The sequence below is a fragment of the Pseudomonas sp. GW821-FHT07G10 genome, assembly GCF_059418545.1.
Genome location: NZ_JBWKQB010000001.1, coordinates 438366 through 456978 on the forward strand (window position 1 = coordinate 438366; position 18613 = coordinate 456978).

Consider the following 18613-nt stretch of genomic DNA (forward strand, 5'->3'; position numbering starts at 1 on the left):
GTTTGCGCGACATGGTAGCAGAGAGGTCGCCTTGAGAGCGGCTGTGTCTTTCAGACCGCCATCGCGAGCAAGCTCGGCTCCTACAGGATTTGCGTCGGACGACAAATCACCTGTAGGAGCCGAGCTTGCTCGCGATGAGGCCCGCCCAGACGATAGAACAATCAGCCTGCCAACAACCAGACGCCAGTGGCCGCCGATGCCGCACCTGCCAGGCGAACCAATGGCGCAGCCGCTTGCGGCAACACGCGCACCAGGGCGTAACCGGCGGCATGCAGCGCCGCGGTGGCGGCAACAAACCCAGCGGCATAGGTCCAGGGGCTGGACATGTCCGGCAGCTCCAGGCCATGGGCCACGCCGTGAAACAGTGCAAACAGTGCCGTTGCGCCAATCGCCAGGCTCAACGGGGGCCGTACCGTCAGTGCCACGGCCAGACCCAACGCCAGCACGGAAGCCGCGATCGCGCTTTCCAGCGCCGGCAGGTGCAGCCCCTCAAAGCCGAGCATGCCGCCGATCAGCAGGGTGCCGACAAAGGTGCATGGCAGTGCCCAGCGTGCGGCGCCTTGCTGTTGTGCGGCCCACAGGCCGACGGCGAGCATCGCCAGCAGGTGATCGAGGCCGCCAATCGGGTGGCTGATACCCGCGATCAAGCCGTTGTCGCCATGGCCGGGGTGGGCGAAGGCCAGGGCCGGGGTGAGTAACAGCGCGAGGGCACCGAGAATACGTTTGAGTGTCATCAATTACACTTTCCTTGTTGGTGTTCTTTTTTAATAAGGGCATCAGGCCGCGGTCAGCAGCCCCTGGCGTTCGATAAAGGCAATGATCGCCTCCAGTCCGAGGCCGGTTTTCTGGTTGCTGAAGACGAACGGCTTATCGCCACGCATGCGTTTGGTGTCGCTGTCCATCATCTCCAGCGAAGCGCCCACCAGCGGTGCCAGGTCGATCTTGTTGATTACCAGCAGGTCGGATTTGCAGATCCCCGGGCCGCCCTTGCGTGGCAGCTTGTCGCCGGCCGAGACATCGATCACATAGATGGTCAGGTCGGACAGTTCCGGGCTGAAGGTTGCCGACAGGTTGTCTCCACCGGACTCCACGAGAATCAGGTCCAGGCCCGGGAAGCGCCGGTTGAGTTGATCGACCGCCTCCAGGTTGATCGAGGCATCCTCACGAATCGCCGTGTGCGGGCAGCCGCCGGTTTCCACGCCGATGATCCGCTCCGGGGCCAGTGCCTCGTTACGCACCAGAAAGTCAGCATCTTCGCGGGTGTAGATATCGTTGGTAACCACTGCCAGGTTGTAGCGCTCGCGCAGGGCCAGACACAGGGCCAGAGTCAGCGCGGTCTTGCCGGAACCGACCGGGCCGCCGATACCAACGCGCAACGGTTGTGCGTTCATGTGTTTCTCCTAGGAACGGAATAGACGGCTGTACTGGCGCTCATGGGCCATGCATGCCAGGGACAGGCCGAAAGCGGCGCTGCCGTAATGATGAGGAGCGATGTTCGACGCGTTTTGCTGGGCCTGTTGCAGCAGCGGCAGCAGTTCGCTGGTCAGGCGTTGGGCGGCTTGCTGGCCGAGCGGCATGGTCTTCATCAGCACTGCCAATTGGTTTTCCAGCCAGCTCCAGAGCCAGGCGGCCAGCGCGTCCTGCGGGCTGATCTGCCAGGCTCTGGCGGCCAGTGCCCAGCCGAGGGCCAGGTGGGGCTCGGGGCGTTGTGCGAGAAAATCCCGGGCAGGGCCGTCCAGTTCCGGCAAGCCATTAAGCAGTTGTTGCAGGGAATAGCCCATCTGCCGACTTTCCTGGTGCAACTCACGGGTCTCGCGACTGGCACGGTGTTGTTCGCACAGTTGCAGCAGTTCTGCCCAGTCTTCATTCGCCGCGGCGTTGCAATGGGCGAGCAGTAGCGGTGCTTCAAAACGCGCCAGATTGAGCAGCAACTGGTCACTGATCCAGCGTCGGGCACTTTGCGGGTCAATCACTCGCGCTTGCTCCACGGCCATTTCCAGTCCTTGGGAGTAGCTGTAGCCGCCAATCGGCAGCTGCGGACTGGCCAGGCGCAGCAAGGCCCAGGCAGGGTTCATGTACGCACGCCGAACTGGTGCAGGCGCGGCGGGTAGTTGAAATCCTCGTCGCCGTGCCGGGAGTGGTGATGGCCGCCGCCATAGGCACCGTGTTCCGGCTGGAATGGCGCTTCGAGGGTTTCGGTATGGGCGCCAAGCTGTTCGAGCATGGCTTTGAGCACGTAGTCGTCGAGCAGGCGCAACCAGCCATCGCCGACTTGCAGGGCGACGTGCCGATTACCCAGGTGATAGGCGGCGCGGGTCAGTTCGAAGGCATTGGCGCAGGTGACATGCAGCAGTTGCTCGGGGCGAGCGCAGACGCGAACGATACGACCGTCCTCGGATTGGAGGAACTCGCCGTCATGCAACGGTGGCTGACCGCGCTCCAAAAACAGCCCGACGTCTTCACCTTCGGCACTGAAACAGCGCAGACGGCTTTTGCTGCGGGCCTCGAAATTCAGGTGCAGTTCGGCGGCCCAGAGGGGTTGAGGGTCGATTCTGCGATGAATCACCAGCATCGGAAGGCTTCCAGCAATGGACAATGCTCAGGTTAGAGCAAGGGGCTTGCCAATCGGGCGAGATGTGGGAAATGTCTGTCGCAGTGTAGTTTGCGCTAGAAAAAGGTGCGCAGGATTTGGGAGGGCGTGGATAACTTTGGTGCGGCCAGGGAGTTTTTGCACCATCTTGAAGCGATGTGATGATCGTTCCCACGCGGAGCATGGGAACGATCTAAAAGGATCAACCTACTCTGTACTCCCCAACCCCTGCCAATGCTTGAGGCCAATAAAGATAAAGCGCAGTTGCTGGGTAATCTTGGCCTGTGGCGTGAGGTGTTCGGGCAGGGCTTCGGCGGGTGGGTCGATGATGTCCGGCAGGGTGGCGAACACGCTTTTGACGATCAAATCGGCCATGACCGTCAGGCCGGCGACATCGAGGTGCTGCAATTTGGGCATCAAGCTCAGGTCTGCGGCCAGGTCCGAGCTGATGTTTTCCCGCAGGGCGGCGATCGCTTGGCGCACTGGCAGCGAGCCACCATATTGTTCGCGGGCGAGAAACAGAAATTGCGAGCGATTGGCCGCGACGACATCGAGAAAAATCCGTACCGAAGCATCGATGATGCCACCCATGACGAACTCATTGTGTCGCACCAGGCGGATGGTGGCGCGGAAGGTCTGACCGACTTCGCTTACCAGCACCAGACCCAGCTGATCCATATCGGCAAAGTGTCGGTAGAAACCTGTGGGTACAATCCCGGCGGTTTTTGCCACTTCACGCAGGCTCAGGCTGCCGAATCCTCGGCCGCACTCCATCAGGTGGCGAGCAGCGTCCATCAGGGCGTTGCGGGTTTGTTGTTTCTGTTCGGCGCGGGGCAGCATCGGGCGGCGGATTTCCGGTCAAGGACAGCGGCGCACTCTAGCAAATCAACTTTGTCGGCGTCGAACTTGAGTCGAAGTATAGAAGGGGCGAGGCGTGGGAGGTGCTACTTATACACAGTCAAAGCCCGATCCAGGGATCGGGCTTTTTTCCAGGGCGAGCACAGGCTTAGCTCACGGCTTGATGACGTTCGGCCAGGCGATCAGCGCCGCCTTCGGCTACGGTTTGACCTTGAGGAGTGCGGTTGTAGCCATCTTCAACCAGACCTTTTTGTTCCAGACGATCACGACCACCTTCAGCAACGGTTTGGCCTTGTGGAGTACGCTCAAAGCCATCGGCGGCGACTTTGTTACGTTCGATCAAACGGTCAGAACCACCTTCAGCGACAGTCTGAGTGAAAACCGAGTGACTGTGGCTGTCTTTCACCTGAGGCGTGGCTTGCTCGGCGGCTGGCAGGGCGAACGCATTGGCGGCCAGGACCGAGAGAGTCAGACTAAGCAGTAATTGGCGTTTCATGATGGGTTGCTCCTTGGGAGGGCGATAAAGTGGGTACGGAGGCAATGCTACTCTTGCTAAATCGATATAAAAGTTCATAAGGGCAATGGTAATAATCAACAGAATTGATTGTTTGGAGAAAAGGCTCTAGACCGGGCGCCTCAGGCGGAAGCTTTTGCACTGGAGTGGGTATTTTCGATCCGCTTTCGCCTTGCAAAAGTGCAGGTTCAGTAATTGAAAGCTGTCTTTATGGTCAGAAATTTGTCGATGTTTGCGCTTGATAAATTGACCTTAAGGGTTAAACCTGCGCACCGTTTGCCAGTCGTAGTTTCCACTGCGGGTCGATTCCAGATCTGCCGCTTCACACGTGCGTCGCAATTGGGGCGCTCAGCCGTAATCAGGAGCCCTGTGCAATGACGCGCACTCGTAAAATTCTCGTCTGGACGGTCGCCAGTCTCATTGTTCTGCTGACCATACTGGTTCTGATCATCGGCCTCTTTGACTGGAACCGGATCAAGCCGCCAATCAACAGCAAAGTCTCTGAAGAGCTGCACCGCGCCTTCGCCATCAACGGCAATCTGTCGGTGATCTGGCAGCGCGAGCCCGACGAGGGCGGCTGGCGGGCCCTGATTCCGTGGCCGCATGTGGTGGCTGAAGATCTGACCCTGGGCAACCCGGACTGGTCGAAGACTGCGCAGATGATCAACCTCAAGCGTGTCGAACTGCGTATCTCGCCGCTGGGGTTGCTGACCCGGCGGGTGGTGATCCCGCGCATTGATCTCACGGAGCCCAATGCCACTCTGGAACGCCTGGCCGATGGCCGTGCCAACTGGACCTTCCGGTTCGCCCCGAAAGACCCGAACGCCGAACCCTCCCGCTGGGTGGTGGAGATTGGCGCCATCGGTTTCGACAAGGGCCACATCACCTTCGACGATCAAAGCCTGAAAACCCGGCTCGACCTGCTGATCGATCCGCTGGGCAAGCCGATCCCGTTCAGTGACATCGTCGGCGATATGGCGGCGAAAAAGGCACTTGAGAAGGGCTCTACGCCACAGGATTACGCGTTTGCCTTGAAGGTTGAAGGCCAATACCACGACCAAAAACTTGCAGGTACCGGCAAGATCGGTGGTCTGCTGGCGTTGCAGGACGCTGCCAAGCCATTCCCGCTGCAAGCCCGGGTCAAGATCGCAGACACCCGCGTCGAGCTGGCCGGCACCCTGACTGACCCGCTCAATCTCGGCGCGCTGGATTTGCGTCTGAAGCTGGCCGGCAGCAGCCTGGCTAACCTCTATCCCCTGACCGGCGTGACATTGCCGGATTCGTCGGCCTATGCAACCGATGGTCACCTGATCGCCAACCTGCGTGAGGCGGATGGCGCTTCGTTTCGTTATGAGGAATTCAACGGCAAGATCGGCAGCAGCGACATTCACGGCAATCTGGCCTATGTCGCCAGTAATCCGCGGCCCAGACTCAGCGGTGCACTGATCTCCGAGCAACTGCTGTTTGCTGACCTCGCACCACTGATTGGCGCCGATTCGAACACCAAACAAAAGGCCCGAGGGGGTGAAAGCAAGCAACCGGCCACCAAAGTGCTGCCGGTCGAAGAATTTCGTACCGAGCGTTGGCGCGATATGGATGCGGATGTCGAGTTTACTGGCAAACGCATTGTCCATAGCGCCGGGCTGCCCTTCACTGATCTCTACACTCACCTGATTCTCAATGACGGTCAGCTGAGCCTTGAGCCTCTGCGTTTTGGCGTGGCCGGCGGCAAGCTGGATGCGCAGATTCGTCTTGATGGCCGCACGGAACCGCTGCAAGGGCGGGCGAAACTGACGGCACGTAATTTCAAACTCAAGCAACTGTTCCCGACCTTCGAACCGATGAAAACCAGTTTTGGCGAGCTCAACGGTGATGCTGACATCGCGGGTCGCGGCAACTCGGTGGCGGCGTTGCTGGGGACCGCCAATGGTGATCTGAAAATGCTGATCAACGATGGCGCCATTAGCCGCAGCCTGATGGAAATTGCCGGGCTCAATGTCGGCAATTACGTGGTCGGGAAGATGTTTGGCGACAAGGAAGTGAAGATCAACTGTGCGGCGGCTGACTTCGACATCAAGACCGGGTTGGCCACGACCCGCCTGTTTGTGTTCGATACCGAGAACGCGATCATCTACATCGACGGCACAGCCAACATGGCCAGCGAGCAGCTGGACTTGACGATCACCCCGGATTCCAAGGGCATGCGCCTGTTCTCGCTACGTTCGCCGCTGTATGTGCGCGGTCCCTTCATCAAGCCGGATGCCGGTGTGAAAGCGGTGCCCTTGATGTTGCGCGGTGCCGGGATGGTGGCGTTGGGGGTGATTGCCGGGCCTGCTGCGGGGCTGCTGGCCCTGGTGGCGCCAAGCGGTGGAGAGCCGAATCAATGTGCGCCGCTGCTGGCACAGATGAAGGCGGGTACGGCACCGGTGATGGTCAAGTCGAGCAAGTGATTTTGATGGCATCTGCCATGACGCCATCGCAAGTTGCCCGTGAGCATCGCTGACCCGACCTGGACCGCTATCGGGGTGGCCGGGTTGAAATAGCGTCATGGGCTTGTCATCGAGGCTGCCGATGCTGGCTCATTCCCCAGCCATTACGTCTAGGATGGGAGGCTCAGGTCAGGTCAGGAACGTTCGTCCATGCCGCAAGAATCCGCCACGCGTTATCCCTTGGTGTTGGTCCCGGGGATGTTGGGGTTTATCCGCTTGTTGCTCTACCCATACTGGTACGGAATTATTTCGGCCCTGCGCCGTGGCGGGGCGACGGTGATCGCAGTGCAAGTCTCGCCGCTCAACTCCAGTGAGGTGCGCGGTGAGCAGCTGTTGATGCGCATCGAAGCGATTTTGCGCGAGACCGGTGCCGCCAAAGTCAATTTGATCGGCCACAGCCAGGGTTCGTTGACGGCGCGTTACGCCGCAGCCAAACGCCCGGACTGGGTGGCCTCGGTGACCTCGGTGGCGGGTCCGAATCATGGATCAGAGTTGGCGGATTACCTGCACATCCATTACCCCTCGGACAGTCCTCGCGGGCGCCTGCTGAGCTTTGCGCTGTGGCTGATCGCGGCGTTGATGAGCCTGCTGGAAACCGGCTATCGCGGGCCGAAATTGCCGGTGGATATCCAGGCCTCCCACCAATCGCTGACCACCGAGGGCGTGGCGTTGTTCAACCGCCAATACCCCCAGGGTTTGCCCGACACGTGGGGCGGGCACGGCGCTGAAGTGGTCAACGGTGTGCGCTATTACTCCTGGTCCGGGACCTTGCAGCCGGGCAAGACTGATCGCGGGTGCAACCTGTTCGACGGCACTAACCGCAGCTGCCGGTTATTTGCCAAAACCTTCGTCCGCGAAGCCGGGCACTGCGATGGCATGGTCGGGCGCTACAGCTCCCACCTGGGCACAGTGATTGGCGATGAGTATCCGCTGGATCACTTCGACATCGTCAACCAGTCACTGGGACTGGTGGGCAAAGGCGCCGAGCCGATTCGGTTGTTTGTCGAGCATGCACAGAGGTTGAAGATGGCGGGTGTGTAGTCGCGTTTCTTGAGACTGACCGCGTTATCGTTAATCGCGATGTTCCAGCGCCAGGCCGGCTGTCCTCTGGAGCATAATCGTCGGACTCACCTACAGATTCAGTGAAGGCGTAACAGCGGTTGTCTACACTGCGAAAGAGGCCGTGCCCCTTGGCGCGGTAACAAGGAGAAAACTCCATGAAGATGCTGCGTATCCCTTTGTTGATGGTGGGTTTGCTGATCTGTTCCCAAGGCTTTGCCGCCACTGCCCAACAGAACAAGATGGCCACTTGTAACGCCGATGCCACCGCGAAAACCCTCAAAGGCGACGAGCGCAAAGCCTTTATAAGCACGTGCCTGAAAGCCGCGCCAGCGGCACAAGCAGCCAAACCAATGACGCCTCAACAAGAGAAGATGAAAACCTGCAACGCCACGGCCGCTACTCAGGCGCTTAAAGGCGATGCACGCAAAACCTTCATGAGTGATTGCCTGAAGAAAAAATAACCCGGGCTCTCATCGTAGTAGCAGGGGGGCCAGGCGTCCCCGCTGCTACTACAGATATCCTTGCGCTCGCTTCAGCGTCTGAACGCTGGCAGACTGCCAATCCTTTAACGCCGTTCGTTTTGAGGCTGTATGCCAACGTTTTCTCAGCGTCATCTATTGTTCTTCAGTTGGGTGATCATTTTTGGCGGCTTGTTGTTGATCTTGCCGCTGCGCTTGTTGCCGAGTCTGCTCGCCGGTTTGCTGGTGTTCGAACTGGTCAACATGCTTACCCCGCAACTGCAACGGTTGATCGAAGGGCGACGGGCGCGCTGGTTGGCGGTGGCGTTGCTCGGCACCCTGGTGGTCAGCGTACTGACGCTGATTTTTGCCGGGGCGATAAGCTTCCTGCTGCATGAAGCGGAGAATCCCGGGGCTTCCCTGGACAAATTCATGGGCGTGGTGGACAAGGCTCGCGGGCAACTGCCGCCGTTTATCGACGCCTATTTACCGGCCAGCGCGGCCGAGTTCCGGGTGGCCATCGGCGACTGGGTGACCAAGCACCTGAGCGATCTGCAATTGGTTGGCAAGGACGCGGCGCACATGTTCGTGACACTGCTGATCGGCATGGTGCTCGGTGCAATCATCGCCTTGCAGCGGGCGCCGGACCTCACCAACCGCAAACCGCTGGCGGCGGCGTTGTTCGATCGGCTGCACCTTTTGGTACAGGCGTTTCGCAATATCGTCTTCGCGCAGATCAAGATTTCCCTGCTCAACACGACGTTCACTGCAGTCTTCCTTGCACTGATCCTGCCGATGTTCGGGATCAAATTGCCGCTGACCAAAACCCTGATCGTGCTGACTTTCCTGCTCGGCCTGCTACCGGTCATCGGTAATCTGATGTCGAATACGTTGATCACTATCGTCGGATTGTCGCTGTCGATTTGGGTGGCAGTGGCAGCGCTGGGTTATCTGATTTTTATCCACAAGCTGGAATACTTCCTCAACGCGCGGATCGTCGGCGGGCAGATCAGTGCCAAGTCCTGGGAGTTACTGCTGGCAATGCTGGTGTTCGAAGCCGCGTTCGGCCTGCCGGGAGTGGTGGCAGGGCCGATTTATTACGCGTATTTGAAGAGTGAGTTGAAACAGGTGGGGTTGGTTTAGGCCGCAGGTTGTTGATGCAGATCGTTCCCGCGCAGAGCGTGGGAACGATCTGCAGGCAGGACTCAGCAGCCGTACCGCTTCATGGCTTCGATCGCCAGACCGCTGCCGATGCTGCCGAAGATATTCCCTTCAACATGCCGCGCGTTCGGCAGCATCGCCGAGACGCTCTGGCGCAGGGCCGGGATGCCACTCGAACCGCCGGTGAAGAACACCGTGTCGACCTGATCGACGCGCACATCGGCATCGCTCAGCAAGCTGGTAACGCTGTTGCGGATGCGTTCGAGCTGATTGTCGATGGCCGACTCGAACAGCACCCGGCTCAACTCCACGCTCAAACCAGGCTCGATGCGATCAAGCGGCACATGGCGGCTTTCGGCGTGGGTCAGCTGGATCTTGGTTTCTTCCACTTCCATCGCCAGCCAGTGCCCGGCGCGCTGTTCTATCAGCTTGAACAGACGGTCGATGCCACCGGTGTCTTCGATGTCGTAGCGCATGCTGCCCAAGGCGAGCTGGGATTTCTGCGAATACACCGAGTTGATCGTGTGCCAGGTCGCCAGGTTCATGTGGTGGCTGGTGGGCATGTAGGCCTGGCTCTTCATCCGGCTGCCGTAACCGAACAGTGGCATTACGCCTTGCAGGCTCAACTGCTTGTCGAAGTCAGTCCCGCCCACATGCACACCGCCGGTAGCGAGGATGTCATCGTGGCGCTGGTCCATAGCGCGGCGCTCCGGGGACAAACGCACCAGCGAGAAGTCCGAAGTACCACCGCCGATGTCGACGATCAGCACCAGCTCTTCGCGCTCAATGGTCGACTCATAGTCGAAGGCCGCGGCAATCGGTTCGTACTGAAAGGACACGTCCTTGAAGCCGATAGCACGAGCCACGTCCACCAGCGTGTTTTCAGCCTCTTGGTCGGCCATCGGATCATCGTCAACAAAAAACACCGGCCGGCCGAGCACGACTTCTTCGAATTCATGACCGGCGGTCGCCTCGGCGCGTTTCTTCAACTGACCGATGAACAGCCCGAGCAGATCCTTGAATGGCATGGCCGTGCCAAGCACGCTGGTGTCGTGCTTGATCAGCTTGGAGCCCAGCAGGCTCTTGAGCGAGCGCATCAACCGGCCTTCGTAGCCTTCCAGGTATTCGTGCAACGCCAGCCGACCGTAGACCGGGCGGCGTTCCTCGATGTTGAAGAAGACCACCGATGGAAGGGTGATCTTGTCGTCCTCCAGCGCGATAAGCGTTTCCATGCCGGGACGCAGCCAGCCGACAGTAGAGTTGGACGTGCCGAAGTCGATGCCGCAGGCACGGGCTGGAGATGCGTTTTTCATGTCTTTCGAGTTCCGGTTAAAAAACGGCCGCGCAGTGTATGTCAGCGCGGCGAAGAATCGTAGGCCGACTATCCGCTAAATCACGCGATTAAGCAGACTTGAAAGACTATCCTTCACCCCCAAACTTGCAGGCATGGGCCTGGTAGCCTCAGAACGCTCAAAACAGGTGCGCCGGCTGCCGATAAACTTCTGATGCACCGCTCGGTCACAAGATCGAGATCGGTCAATCCAAACGCTGCCAAAGAGAGCATGCTGTGCCTGGCTGCGTGATATCGATAACGGATGGTGATTGCCTCGATGGACTTCAAAGACTATTACAAGATTCTCGGTGTGGAGCCGACTGCGGACGACAAGGCGATCAAGGCCGCGTACCGCAAACTGGCACGTAAATACCACCCCGACGTCAGCAAGGAAAGGGACGCCGAGAGCAAGTTCAAGGACGCGTCCGAGGCGTATGAGGCGCTGAAAAGTGCCGACAAGCGCGCCGAATACGATGATCTGCGCAAATATGGCCAGCATGGCCAGCCGTTCCAGGGCCCGCCGGGTTGGCAGAGACGTGGTGGCGCAGGTGCAGGTGGTTACGGGCAGGACACCGGCGATTTTTCGGACTTTTTCAGTTCGATCTTCGGCTCGCGTGGCAGTGGTTTTGGTGGCGGACAATCAGGTCGTAGCACCGGTCGTAGAGGGCAGGATGTGGAAATGGAGTTGCCGATTTTTCTGGAAGAGACCCTGTCGACCGAGTCGAAGAAGGTCAGCTTTCAGGTGCCGCAGTACAACGCCGCCGGTCAGCACGTCAGCAACACCAGCAAAAGCCTGAACGTGAAGATCCCGGCCGGCGTGACCGACGGCGAGCGCATCCGCCTCAAAGGCCAGGGGGCACCGGGTGTGGGCGGGGGGACCAATGGCGACTTGTACCTGACCATCCGTTTCGCGCCACATCCCAAATTCGATGTCGAAGGTGAAAACCTGATCGTCACCCTGCCGCTGGCCCCTTGGGAGCTGGCGCTGGGCACTGAAGTCGCGGTGCCGACCCTGACCGGCAAGATCCATCTGAAGGTTCCGGCCGGCAGCCAGAACGGCCAACGCATGCGAGCCAAAGGCCATGGTCTGCTGAACAAGGCTGGCCACCGCGGGTATCTGTTCGTGCAATTGAAAGCGGTCATGCCCAAACACAGCAACGACGCGATCAAGGCGTTGTGGCAGGAACTGGCGCAAAAAGCCGCTTTTGACCCGAGAGAACACTGGAGTAACTGATCATGCGCAGTACCCTGATCGTTCAACTGGACATGGAAGAATTCTGTGAGGTGACTGACTTGTCGGCTGCCTACGTGATCGAAATCGTCGAACACGGCATCCTCGAACCTCAGGGTAACGGGCCCGGGAATTGGCGTTTTACCGACTACGAAGTGGCTGTGGCCAAACGTGCGATCAAGCTGCGTCGGGATCTTGAACTCGAATGGGAAGGGGTCGCCCTGGCCCTGGACCTGCTTGAGGAGGTCCAGCAACTGCGGGCAGAGAATCAGATGCTCAAACAGCGGTTGGGGCGACTGGTGGTGGAATAAACGGGGGTGTCGTTTACCACCAAAAAAATCTTTGCCTTTACATCTTCTTGGGCAATACCACCGTAAACGTCGTGCCATCCGCTTCGCTCGAGCTGACTTCGATCGTGCCCTGATGGGCAAAGACCACTTCCTTGACGATGAACAGGCCCAGGCCAAGGCTGGTCGACGGGCCTGCCAGTTCCTCGCTGGCGCTGCGCACCAGCGGGTCGAAGATGGTGGCGATGGCGTCCTCGGGTATCGGCGCGCCATAGTTGTGCATGGTCAGTGTCACGCTGTCTTCGTGACCGCTGATGGTCAAGGTCACAACGTGGCTGTTGGCGCCGTGCTGCAGGGCATTGCCGATCAGGTTCTGCAGCATTTGATCGATCCGCCCGCGGTCCCATACGCCTTGGGTATCGCCCTCAATGGTCAGGACCGGCGTGCAGGCCGGCTGGCCGGCACAGGCTTCGTCCATGGCGGCCCTGGCGGCGCTGGCCAGGTCCATGGCTGCGGGTTCGACCGGCAGGCTACTGCCTAGACGGCTGCGCACCAGTTCCAGCAGATCGCTGACCATCGCCCCCATGTGCCGCGCGCCGCTTTTGATGTTTGAGACATAACCGAGCGCATCGGTATCCAGTCGGGCTTTACGCACCAGCATTTCGGCGGACATGCTGACCGCCTGCAATGGGGCACGCAGGTCATGGCCGAGGATGGCCAGGAAGATATCCCGTGAACGATTGACCTGCTCGGCGTAAGCGGCGGTGGATTCGGCCAGTGCTTCGTCGATGGCTTCGTTGAAGCGGATCATGTCCTGAAAGTAGGCCAGTTCCGGCGAGTTCAGGCCACCTACCCACAGACGAATCACGCAGGCGCGCAAATGCCGGAACTCCGAGGTCATCTGCACCAGATCAAACCCCACGTTGTGCCTGAGCTCGCCGTGGCTGGCCGCGGCTTTATTCAGGCTCGGGGTTTTCTGCGGACCTTCGCCCATGGCCTTGGCGGCTTGTTCGCTGGCGGTCTGTGCGGTCTGCATGTCGCGTGACGCGGCCAGCAGGATCGACTTTGCATGATCGCGCAGGACTGTCCGATCCATTGGGTCAGCGTCAGGTGCGATGGCGTTGGCAAATTGCTCCCATTCATCGACGATACGATCCATGTGTTGCACGATGAATTCGGAGAGACGCATGGTCGATGGCCCCGGGCAGTGAGCGCTGGAAGGTCTTGCATCATAGCGCCTTTGCGTTCGAGTAAAAAAGATCGGTTCGGCCCCCTCGGGCCTGCAAGGCCCGAGGGGGCCGAATCGATCCGACCACCGGGTTCTTCTGCCATACAACCGAGGATCAAAACAGAAAGTAGCGCTGCGCCATTGGCAACACATCTGCTGGCTCACACCAGAGCAAAATGCCATCAGCCTTGACCTGATAAGTCTGCGGATCGACGTCGATGTTCGGCAGGTAATCGTTATGGATCAGGTCGGTTTTCTGCACCTCGCGGCAACCTTTGACCACAGCGATTTTCTTCTTCAGACCCAATGATTCCGGGATGCCAGCCTCCTGTGCCGCCTGGCTGATAAAGGTCAGGCTGGTGGCATGCAGTGAGCCACCATAACTGGCAAACATCGGGCGGTAATGCACCGGTTGAGGGGTGGGGATCGAGGCATTGGCGTCGCCCATCAGGCTGGCGGCAATCGCCCCGCCCTTGAGGATCAAGGTCGGTTTGACGCCAAAGAATGCCGGGCGCCAGAGCACCAGGTCCGCCCATTTACCCACTTCGATTGAACCTACTTCGTGGCTGATGCCATGTGTGATCGCCGGGTTGATGGTGTATTTGGCGATGTAGCGTTTGACGCGGAAATTGTCGTTGCCCTCAACGTCACCCGGCAGTGGGCCGCGCTGCTTTTTCATTTTGTCGGCGGTCTGCCAGGTGCGGGTGATGACTTCACCGACACGGCCCATGGCCTGGCTGTCGGAGCTGATCATCGAGAATGCACCGAGGTCGTGCAGGATGTCTTCAGCAGCAATCGTCTCGCGGCGGATACGGCTTTCGGCGAAGGCCACGTCCTCGGCGATACTTGGGTCCAGGTGATGGCAAACCATCAGCATGTCCAGGTGTTCGTCGATGGTGTTGCGGGTGAACGGTCGGGTCGGGTTGGTCGAGCTTGGCAGCACGTTTGGAAAACCGCAGGCCTTGATGATGTCCGGAGCGTGGCCGCCGCCCGCACCTTCGGTGTGGTAGGTGTGGATGGTCCGGCCCTTGAACGCGGCGAGGGTGGTTTCGACGAAGCCGGATTCGTTCAGGGTGTCGGTGTGGATCGCCACCTGCACGTCATACTGGTCGGCGACGCTCAGGCAGTTGTCGATGGCTGCCGGTGTCGTACCCCAGTCTTCATGCAGCTTGAGCCCGATGGCCCCGGCCTTGACCTGTTCGATCAGCGGCTCCGGCAGGCTGGCGTTGCCTTTGCCGGTGAAACCGATGTTCATCGGGAAGGCGTCGGCGGCCTGCAGCATGCGCGCCAGGTGCCAAGGGCCGGAGGTGCAGGTGGTGGCATTGGTGCCGGTGGCAGGGCCGGTGCCGCCACCGATCATGGTAGTGACGCCGCTCATCAGCGCTTCTTCGATCTGCTGTGGGCAGATGAAGTGGATGTGGGTGTCGATACCGCCGGCGGTGAGGATCATGCCTTCACCGGCGATCACTTCGGTGCTGGCGCCGATCGCGATGGTCACATTGGGCTGGATGTCCGGGTTGCCGGCCTTGCCGATGGCGGCGATGCGCCCGTCCTTGAGGCCGACGTCGGCTTTGACGATGCCCCAGTGGTCGATGATCAACGCGTTGGTGATCAGCGTGTCGACCACGTCGCGAGCCAGCAGTTGACCCTGGCCCATACCGTCGCGGATCACCTTGCCACCACCGAACTTCACTTCGTCACCGTAGGTGGTGAAGTCTTTTTCCACCTCGATCCACAGCTCGGTGTCGGCCAGACGGACCTTGTCACCCACGGTGGGGCCGAACATGTCGGCGTAGGCTTGTTTAGAAATTTTCATGTGCTTGCCTTGGAATTCAATGATCGTTCCCACGCTCTGCGTGGGAATGCCGCCATGGACGCTCTGCGTCCGCCGTTATGTGACGCGGAGCGTCACGGGATGCATTCCCACGCGGGAACGTGGGCGATCATTTAAAAAAGTCAATCCAGATCACCCATTATCCGTCCGGCAAACCCGAACACCCGGCGATGCCCGGCCAGGTCCACGAGTTCGATGTCTCGGCTCTGCCCCGGCTCGAAGCGCACGGCGGTGCCGGCCGGGATATTCAGGCGCATGCCGCGGCTGGCGGCGCGGTCGAAGGTCAGGGCGTCATTGGTTTCGAAAAAATGATAGTGCGAACCGACCTGGATCGGCCGGTCACCGCTGTTGGCAACGCTCAGGCTCAAGGTGCGGCGCCCGGCATTGAGTTCGATGTCGCCGGGCTGGATCTGATATTCGCCAGGGATCATGGGTTCACTCCACGGAGGATTTTGTAATAGATGGCGGTGGGGTGGTATTGACCGTTCGGACGGCAGGCGTAGTCCGGTATTTCGCCGACGCGGACGTAACCCAGGGATTGGTATAGGGCTTCGGCCGCTGATCCGGCCTCAGTGTCCAGATACAGCATGCCGCGCTTGTACTGCACCGCTGTCTGCTCCAGCGCCTGCATCAACTGCTGACCAAGGCCGCGGCGACGGGTGTGACTGCGCACCTGCAGTTTTTGTACTTCGGCGCGGTTCAGGCCATTGGCCTTTTGGCACAGGCTCAGTTGCACAGTGGCCAGCACCTGTTCTTCATGGACCACCACCCAGAGCAGGCGGCTGCCTTGTTCGAGCTCTGCCTGGACCTCGTCGTAGTAGGCCCGTGCCTGGCTGGCATCCAGATCCGCCATGAAGCTGATCGACGCGCCGTTACCCACGCAATCGAGCAACAGTTCAATCAAACCCTGGCGGTAGTGCGCAAAGCTTTCGGCATGGACTCGACGCAGTTGGGCAGCGTTCATCGGGTATCACTCCTTGTTGGCGACTGGCGGCTCCGCGCCTGGGTTGAGGGTCAATTGCATGAAGGTCAGGTCGAGCCAGCGACCGAACTTGGTGCCCACTTGTGGCATCTGCCCGGTGGTGATGAAACCGACTCGTTCGTGCAGTCGGATCGAGGCGGCGTTGCCACTCTCGATAGCGGCGACCATCACGTGTTTGTTGCAGTCTTTGGCACGCTCGATCAATGCCGCCATCAGCCGTGGGCCGAGGCCGTTGCCGCGCTGGTCGCTGCGTACGTAAACCGAGTGTTCAACGGTGTGCCGGAAGCCATCGAAGGGCCGCCAGTCACCAAACGAAGCGTAGCCGAGTACGCTGTTGTCACCGTCGACAATCACCAGAATCGGATAACCCTGAGACTGCCGGGCACTGAACCAGGCCTGGCGGTTACCGAGGTCGACGGCCTGTTCGTTCCAGATCGCCGTGGTGTTGAGCACGGCGTCGTTATAGATGTCACGGATCGCCGGCAGATCGGCATGCTGCGCGTCACGAATGCTGTAAGTCATGGCACAGCCTCAGGCGATGGGTTGGTGGACGGTGACCAGTTTGGTGCCGTCGGGGAAGGTCGCTTCGACCTGGATTTCCGGGATCATTTCCGCGATGCCCTCCATTACCTGTTCACGGCTGAGCAGGGTGGTGCCGTAGTGCATCAACTCGGCCACAGTCCGACCGTCACGGGCGCCTTCGAGCAGCGCCGCGGAGATATAGGCCATGGCTTCCGGATAGTTTAGCTTCACGCCGCGGGCCAGCCGTCGCTCGGCCACAAGGCCGGCGGTGAAGATCAGCAGCTTGTCTTTTTCGCGTGGGGTCAGGTCCATCGTTCGAAGTCCGTTATCAGGCAGTTTAAAAGGTATGCGTGACCCCTGTAGGAGCGAGCTTGCTCGCGAAAAACGCCAAGGCAGCGCAGTCATTCAAGTTGACCGCGTTATTGTTAACGCTTATCGCGAGCAAGCTCGCTCCTACAGGGGATGAAGTGTTTATGTGCTCCAGATCCTCGGTGGCACAGCTTCACGGCCGAGCAGTGCGGGCCTGAGCAACCGCCACAAATCAATCAACCAGCCTCGCGCCTGCAGGGCTTCACTGGCCAGACAACGGGCTACCAGCAGCCCGGGCAATTGCGTCAGGTCACCCCTGACCGGGTTGGGCAACGAGCGGCAGGCCGCCAGCAGCTCGCTGTCGATTTCACCGGTCACGAGCAACGTTGCAAACACCGGTTGCCCGTCGAGCCCGATCGGCGAATCGAGCAAGCCGTCATCACCGACAATGCGCTGGCGTTCATGCCAGAGCAACCGACCGTCGCGGCGGATATCCAGTTGCGATTGAAAATGCCCGGCATCGAAGCGCTCGCCACTGGCCGGACGACCCAGCGCCACCACATCCCAATAGAACAACCGGGCATCACCTTCAAGCTCGATAGAGGTGCTGAGTTCGGCCTGGGCGGCGCTGAAGATAATGGTTTCCTGTGGCAGCCATTCCAGCGTTGCGCCCGCTTCGACGTGAAAGTCCAGCTTCTGGTAAGCCGGCCCTGCGGCGCGATACCACTTGGCCGCACCGGGGCTGGTCAACTGGGACCAGGCATCGGCGCCAACATGGACGTTGATGTCCAGCCGGTCACCGCCGGCAATCCCGCCCGGCGGGTGGACGATAATGTGCTGGCAGACTTGCGGGCCTTCGGCATACAGATGCTTTTGCACCCGCAGCGGGCCTTTGTGCCGGCGCTGGACGGGACGCGTGCTGTCGCCGGATCGGGCATAGCCGAGCTCCAGCTCGGCGTGCCAGCTGGGGGTGAACAGAGCGGTGTGGGCAGGAAGGTTCATGATCAGTGCTTATCGTCAGGACGCTACAGGTTAGATCGTAACCAGCCCGCGCACACCTTCGGTTTCCATATTTTCTCCACGGCCTTGCTGGACGATCTCTCCCCGGGACATCACCAGGTATTGATCGGCCAGTTCGGCTGCGAAATCGTAGAACTGCTCCACCAGCAAAATTGCCATGTCGCCGCGTGCCGCGAGTTTTTTGATCACCGCACCGATCTCCTTGATCACCGACGGCTGAATGCCTTCGGTGGGTTCATCGAGAATCAGCAGTCGCGGACGACTGGCCAGGGCGCGGCCGATGGCCAGCTGTTGTTGCTGACCACCGGACAAGTCGCCGCCGCGACGTTGCTTCATCTGCAGCAGCACCGGGAATAGCTCATAGATAAACGCCGGGACTTCCCTGGCTTCGGAACCCGGGAAACGGGACAGGCCCATCAGCAGGTTTTCTTCCACTGTCAGTCGGCCGAAAATCTCCCGGCCTTGCGGCACGTAGGCGATTCCTGCATGCACCCGCTGGTGCGGCTTGTAACCGGTGATGGCTTTGCCTTCCCAGTTCACCGCGCCTTCTTTTGCCGGCAGCAGCCCCATCAGGCATTTGAGTAGCGTGGTCTTGCCGACGCCGTTACGCCCCAGCAGGCAGGTGACCTCACCGACTTTCACGTCAAACGACAGACCCCGCAGGATGTGGCTACCGCCGTAATACTGGTGCAGCTTGTCGACTTGTAGCATGTTCTCATCCTTTCGAAATTCTGC

At 59.9% G+C, this 18613-nt stretch carries 21 protein-coding genes; 6 read left to right on the forward strand and 15 right to left on the reverse strand.

All coding sequences use genetic code 11. The features are described 5' to 3' along the window. Positions 1 to 161: 161 nt before the first annotated feature. The 6 genes from AC07O1_RS01975 to AC07O1_RS02000 all read right to left on the reverse strand — a co-directional run bounded on the left by AC07O1_RS01975 (position 162) and on the right by AC07O1_RS02000 (position 3944). Entirely contained in the window at positions 162 to 734 is a 573-nt protein-coding gene (locus tag AC07O1_RS01975; protein WP_495087763.1) for a HupE/UreJ family protein, read from the reverse strand. Between the two features lie 42 nt (positions 735 to 776). Further along, positions 777 to 1391 carry an urease accessory protein UreG gene (gene ureG / locus AC07O1_RS01980; RefSeq protein WP_494993468.1) on the reverse strand — a complete coding sequence of 205 codons (615 nt, stop codon included), beginning with the start codon at positions 1389 to 1391 and terminating at the stop codon, positions 777 to 779. Between the two features lie 9 nt (positions 1392 to 1400). Next, entirely contained in the window at positions 1401 to 2075 is a 675-nt protein-coding gene (locus tag AC07O1_RS01985) for an urease accessory protein UreF (protein ID WP_495022853.1), read from the reverse strand. After that, positions 2072 to 2572, reverse strand: coding sequence for an urease accessory protein UreE (gene ureE / locus AC07O1_RS01990; RefSeq protein WP_495011247.1), 501 nt, complete (start codon positions 2570 to 2572; stop codon positions 2072 to 2074). The genes AC07O1_RS01985 and ureE overlap by 4 nt, the downstream gene beginning before the upstream one ends. Positions 2573 to 2797: 225 nt before the next feature. Next, positions 2798 to 3430: a TetR family transcriptional regulator gene (locus AC07O1_RS01995; RefSeq protein ID WP_494993471.1), complete on the reverse strand. Its 633-nt coding sequence runs from the start codon at positions 3428 to 3430 to the stop codon at positions 2798 to 2800. Between the two features lie 166 nt (positions 3431 to 3596). Then, positions 3597 to 3944 carry a hypothetical protein gene (locus AC07O1_RS02000; RefSeq protein ID WP_495087764.1) on the reverse strand — a complete coding sequence of 116 codons (348 nt, stop codon included), beginning with the start codon at positions 3942 to 3944 and terminating at the stop codon, positions 3597 to 3599. A gap of 392 nt (positions 3945 to 4336) precedes the next feature. On the opposite strand from AC07O1_RS02000, the gene AC07O1_RS02005 reads away from it, so the two are divergent. The 4 genes from AC07O1_RS02005 to AC07O1_RS02020 all read left to right on the forward strand — a co-directional run bounded on the left by AC07O1_RS02005 (position 4337) and on the right by AC07O1_RS02020 (position 9114). Then, on the forward strand, positions 4337 to 6412 hold the full coding sequence (locus tag AC07O1_RS02005; protein WP_495087765.1) for an AsmA family protein: 2076 nt from the start codon (positions 4337 to 4339) through the stop codon (positions 6410 to 6412). A gap of 189 nt (positions 6413 to 6601) precedes the next feature. Further along, a complete protein-coding gene (locus AC07O1_RS02010; protein WP_494993474.1) occupies positions 6602 to 7492 on the forward strand; it encodes an esterase/lipase family protein in 891 nt (296 codons plus the stop codon). A gap of 176 nt (positions 7493 to 7668) precedes the next feature. After that, on the forward strand, positions 7669 to 7974 hold the full coding sequence (locus AC07O1_RS02015; RefSeq protein WP_495087766.1) for a PsiF family protein: 306 nt from the start codon (positions 7669 to 7671) through the stop codon (positions 7972 to 7974). A 129-nt stretch (positions 7975 to 8103) separates the two neighbouring features. Further along, complete coding sequence (locus tag AC07O1_RS02020; protein ID WP_494993476.1) at positions 8104 to 9114, forward strand: AI-2E family transporter; 1011 nt, start codon at positions 8104 to 8106, stop codon at positions 9112 to 9114. A 62-nt stretch (positions 9115 to 9176) separates the two neighbouring features. On the opposite strand, the gene AC07O1_RS02025 is transcribed toward AC07O1_RS02020, so the two are convergent. Continuing rightward, positions 9177 to 10445 (reverse strand): Hsp70 family protein, encoded by a 1269-nt coding sequence (locus AC07O1_RS02025; protein ID WP_494993477.1) that lies wholly within the window; start codon positions 10443 to 10445, stop codon positions 9177 to 9179. A gap of 297 nt (positions 10446 to 10742) precedes the next feature. Between AC07O1_RS02025 and AC07O1_RS02030 the strand changes: the two genes are divergently transcribed. Further along, a complete protein-coding gene (locus AC07O1_RS02030) occupies positions 10743 to 11699 on the forward strand; it encodes a DnaJ C-terminal domain-containing protein (protein ID WP_495087767.1) in 957 nt (318 codons plus the stop codon). Between the two features lie 2 nt (positions 11700 to 11701). Beyond that, positions 11702 to 12007: a chaperone modulator CbpM gene (locus AC07O1_RS02035; protein ID WP_494993479.1), complete on the forward strand. Its 306-nt coding sequence runs from the start codon at positions 11702 to 11704 to the stop codon at positions 12005 to 12007. 37 nt (positions 12008 to 12044) lie between these two features. Here AC07O1_RS02035 and AC07O1_RS02040 read toward each other — a convergent pair whose 3' ends face one another. The 8 genes from AC07O1_RS02040 to urtE all read right to left on the reverse strand — a co-directional run bounded on the left by AC07O1_RS02040 (position 12045) and on the right by urtE (position 18589). Beyond that, entirely contained in the window at positions 12045 to 13172 is a 1128-nt protein-coding gene (locus AC07O1_RS02040; RefSeq protein WP_494993480.1) for a sensor histidine kinase, read from the reverse strand. A 154-nt stretch (positions 13173 to 13326) separates the two neighbouring features. Continuing rightward, on the reverse strand, positions 13327 to 15027 hold the full coding sequence (ureC, locus tag AC07O1_RS02045) for an urease subunit alpha (protein ID WP_494993481.1): 1701 nt from the start codon (positions 15025 to 15027) through the stop codon (positions 13327 to 13329). Positions 15028 to 15167: 140 nt separating this feature from the next. Beyond that, on the reverse strand, positions 15168 to 15476 hold the full coding sequence (locus AC07O1_RS02050; RefSeq protein WP_494993482.1) for an urease subunit beta: 309 nt from the start codon (positions 15474 to 15476) through the stop codon (positions 15168 to 15170). Then, complete coding sequence (locus AC07O1_RS02055) at positions 15473 to 16009, reverse strand: GNAT family N-acetyltransferase (protein ID WP_495087768.1); 537 nt, start codon at positions 16007 to 16009, stop codon at positions 15473 to 15475. Before AC07O1_RS02055 ends, AC07O1_RS02050 begins: the two co-directional genes overlap by 4 nt. Positions 16010 to 16015: 6 nt before the next feature. Further along, positions 16016 to 16549 (reverse strand): GNAT family N-acetyltransferase, encoded by a 534-nt coding sequence (locus AC07O1_RS02060; protein WP_494993484.1) that lies wholly within the window; start codon positions 16547 to 16549, stop codon positions 16016 to 16018. 9 nt (positions 16550 to 16558) lie between these two features. Beyond that, positions 16559 to 16861: an urease subunit gamma gene (gene ureA, locus AC07O1_RS02065; RefSeq protein ID WP_494993485.1), complete on the reverse strand. Its 303-nt coding sequence runs from the start codon at positions 16859 to 16861 to the stop codon at positions 16559 to 16561. A gap of 159 nt (positions 16862 to 17020) precedes the next feature. Next, positions 17021 to 17860 (reverse strand): urease accessory protein UreD, encoded by an 840-nt coding sequence (locus tag AC07O1_RS02070; RefSeq protein ID WP_495087769.1) that lies wholly within the window; start codon positions 17858 to 17860, stop codon positions 17021 to 17023. Positions 17861 to 17890: 30 nt separating this feature from the next. Next, entirely contained in the window at positions 17891 to 18589 is a 699-nt protein-coding gene (gene urtE / locus AC07O1_RS02075; protein WP_494993487.1) for an urea ABC transporter ATP-binding subunit UrtE, read from the reverse strand. Positions 18590 to 18613: the final 24 nt, after the last annotated feature.

Excerpts from the sequence above, each read along its gene's own strand:
- AC07O1_RS02040 (WP_494993480.1), bottom strand. The coding sequence starts at position 13,172 with ATGCGTCTCTCCGAATTCATCGTGCAACACATGGATCGTATCGTCGAT.
- ureE (WP_495011247.1), bottom strand. The coding sequence starts at position 2,572 with ATGCTGGTGATTCATCGCAGAATCGACCCTCAACCCCTCTGGGCCGCC.
- AC07O1_RS02020 (WP_494993476.1), top strand. The coding sequence starts at position 8,104 with ATGCCAACGTTTTCTCAGCGTCATCTATTGTTCTTCAGTTGGGTGATC.
- AC07O1_RS02050 (WP_494993482.1), bottom strand. The coding sequence starts at position 15,476 with ATGATCCCTGGCGAATATCAGATCCAGCCCGGCGACATCGAACTCAAT.
- AC07O1_RS01975 (WP_495087763.1), bottom strand. The coding sequence starts at position 734 with ATGACACTCAAACGTATTCTCGGTGCCCTCGCGCTGTTACTCACCCCG.
- AC07O1_RS02000 (WP_495087764.1), bottom strand. The coding sequence starts at position 3,944 with ATGAAACGCCAATTACTGCTTAGTCTGACTCTCTCGGTCCTGGCCGCC.
- AC07O1_RS02010 (WP_494993474.1), top strand. The coding sequence starts at position 6,602 with ATGCCGCAAGAATCCGCCACGCGTTATCCCTTGGTGTTGGTCCCGGGG.
- AC07O1_RS02055 (WP_495087768.1), bottom strand. The coding sequence starts at position 16,009 with ATGAACGCTGCCCAACTGCGTCGAGTCCATGCCGAAAGCTTTGCGCAC.
- AC07O1_RS02035 (WP_494993479.1), top strand. The coding sequence starts at position 11,702 with ATGCGCAGTACCCTGATCGTTCAACTGGACATGGAAGAATTCTGTGAG.
- urtE (WP_494993487.1), bottom strand. The coding sequence starts at position 18,589 with ATGCTACAAGTCGACAAGCTGCACCAGTATTACGGCGGTAGCCACATC.
- ureA (WP_494993485.1), bottom strand. The coding sequence starts at position 16,861 with ATGGACCTGACCCCACGCGAAAAAGACAAGCTGCTGATCTTCACCGCC.
- AC07O1_RS02005 (WP_495087765.1), top strand. The coding sequence starts at position 4,337 with ATGACGCGCACTCGTAAAATTCTCGTCTGGACGGTCGCCAGTCTCATT.
- AC07O1_RS02025 (WP_494993477.1), bottom strand. The coding sequence starts at position 10,445 with ATGAAAAACGCATCTCCAGCCCGTGCCTGCGGCATCGACTTCGGCACG.
- AC07O1_RS02030 (WP_495087767.1), top strand. The coding sequence starts at position 10,743 with ATGGACTTCAAAGACTATTACAAGATTCTCGGTGTGGAGCCGACTGCG.
- AC07O1_RS01985 (WP_495022853.1), bottom strand. The coding sequence starts at position 2,075 with ATGAACCCTGCCTGGGCCTTGCTGCGCCTGGCCAGTCCGCAGCTGCCG.
- AC07O1_RS01995 (WP_494993471.1), bottom strand. The coding sequence starts at position 3,430 with ATGCTGCCCCGCGCCGAACAGAAACAACAAACCCGCAACGCCCTGATG.
- AC07O1_RS02070 (WP_495087769.1), bottom strand. The coding sequence starts at position 17,860 with ATGAACCTTCCTGCCCACACCGCTCTGTTCACCCCCAGCTGGCACGCC.
- ureC (WP_494993481.1), bottom strand. The coding sequence starts at position 15,027 with ATGAAAATTTCTAAACAAGCCTACGCCGACATGTTCGGCCCCACCGTG.
- ureG (WP_494993468.1), bottom strand. The coding sequence starts at position 1,391 with ATGAACGCACAACCGTTGCGCGTTGGTATCGGCGGCCCGGTCGGTTCC.
- AC07O1_RS02060 (WP_494993484.1), bottom strand. The coding sequence starts at position 16,549 with ATGACTTACAGCATTCGTGACGCGCAGCATGCCGATCTGCCGGCGATC.
- AC07O1_RS02015 (WP_495087766.1), top strand. The coding sequence starts at position 7,669 with ATGAAGATGCTGCGTATCCCTTTGTTGATGGTGGGTTTGCTGATCTGT.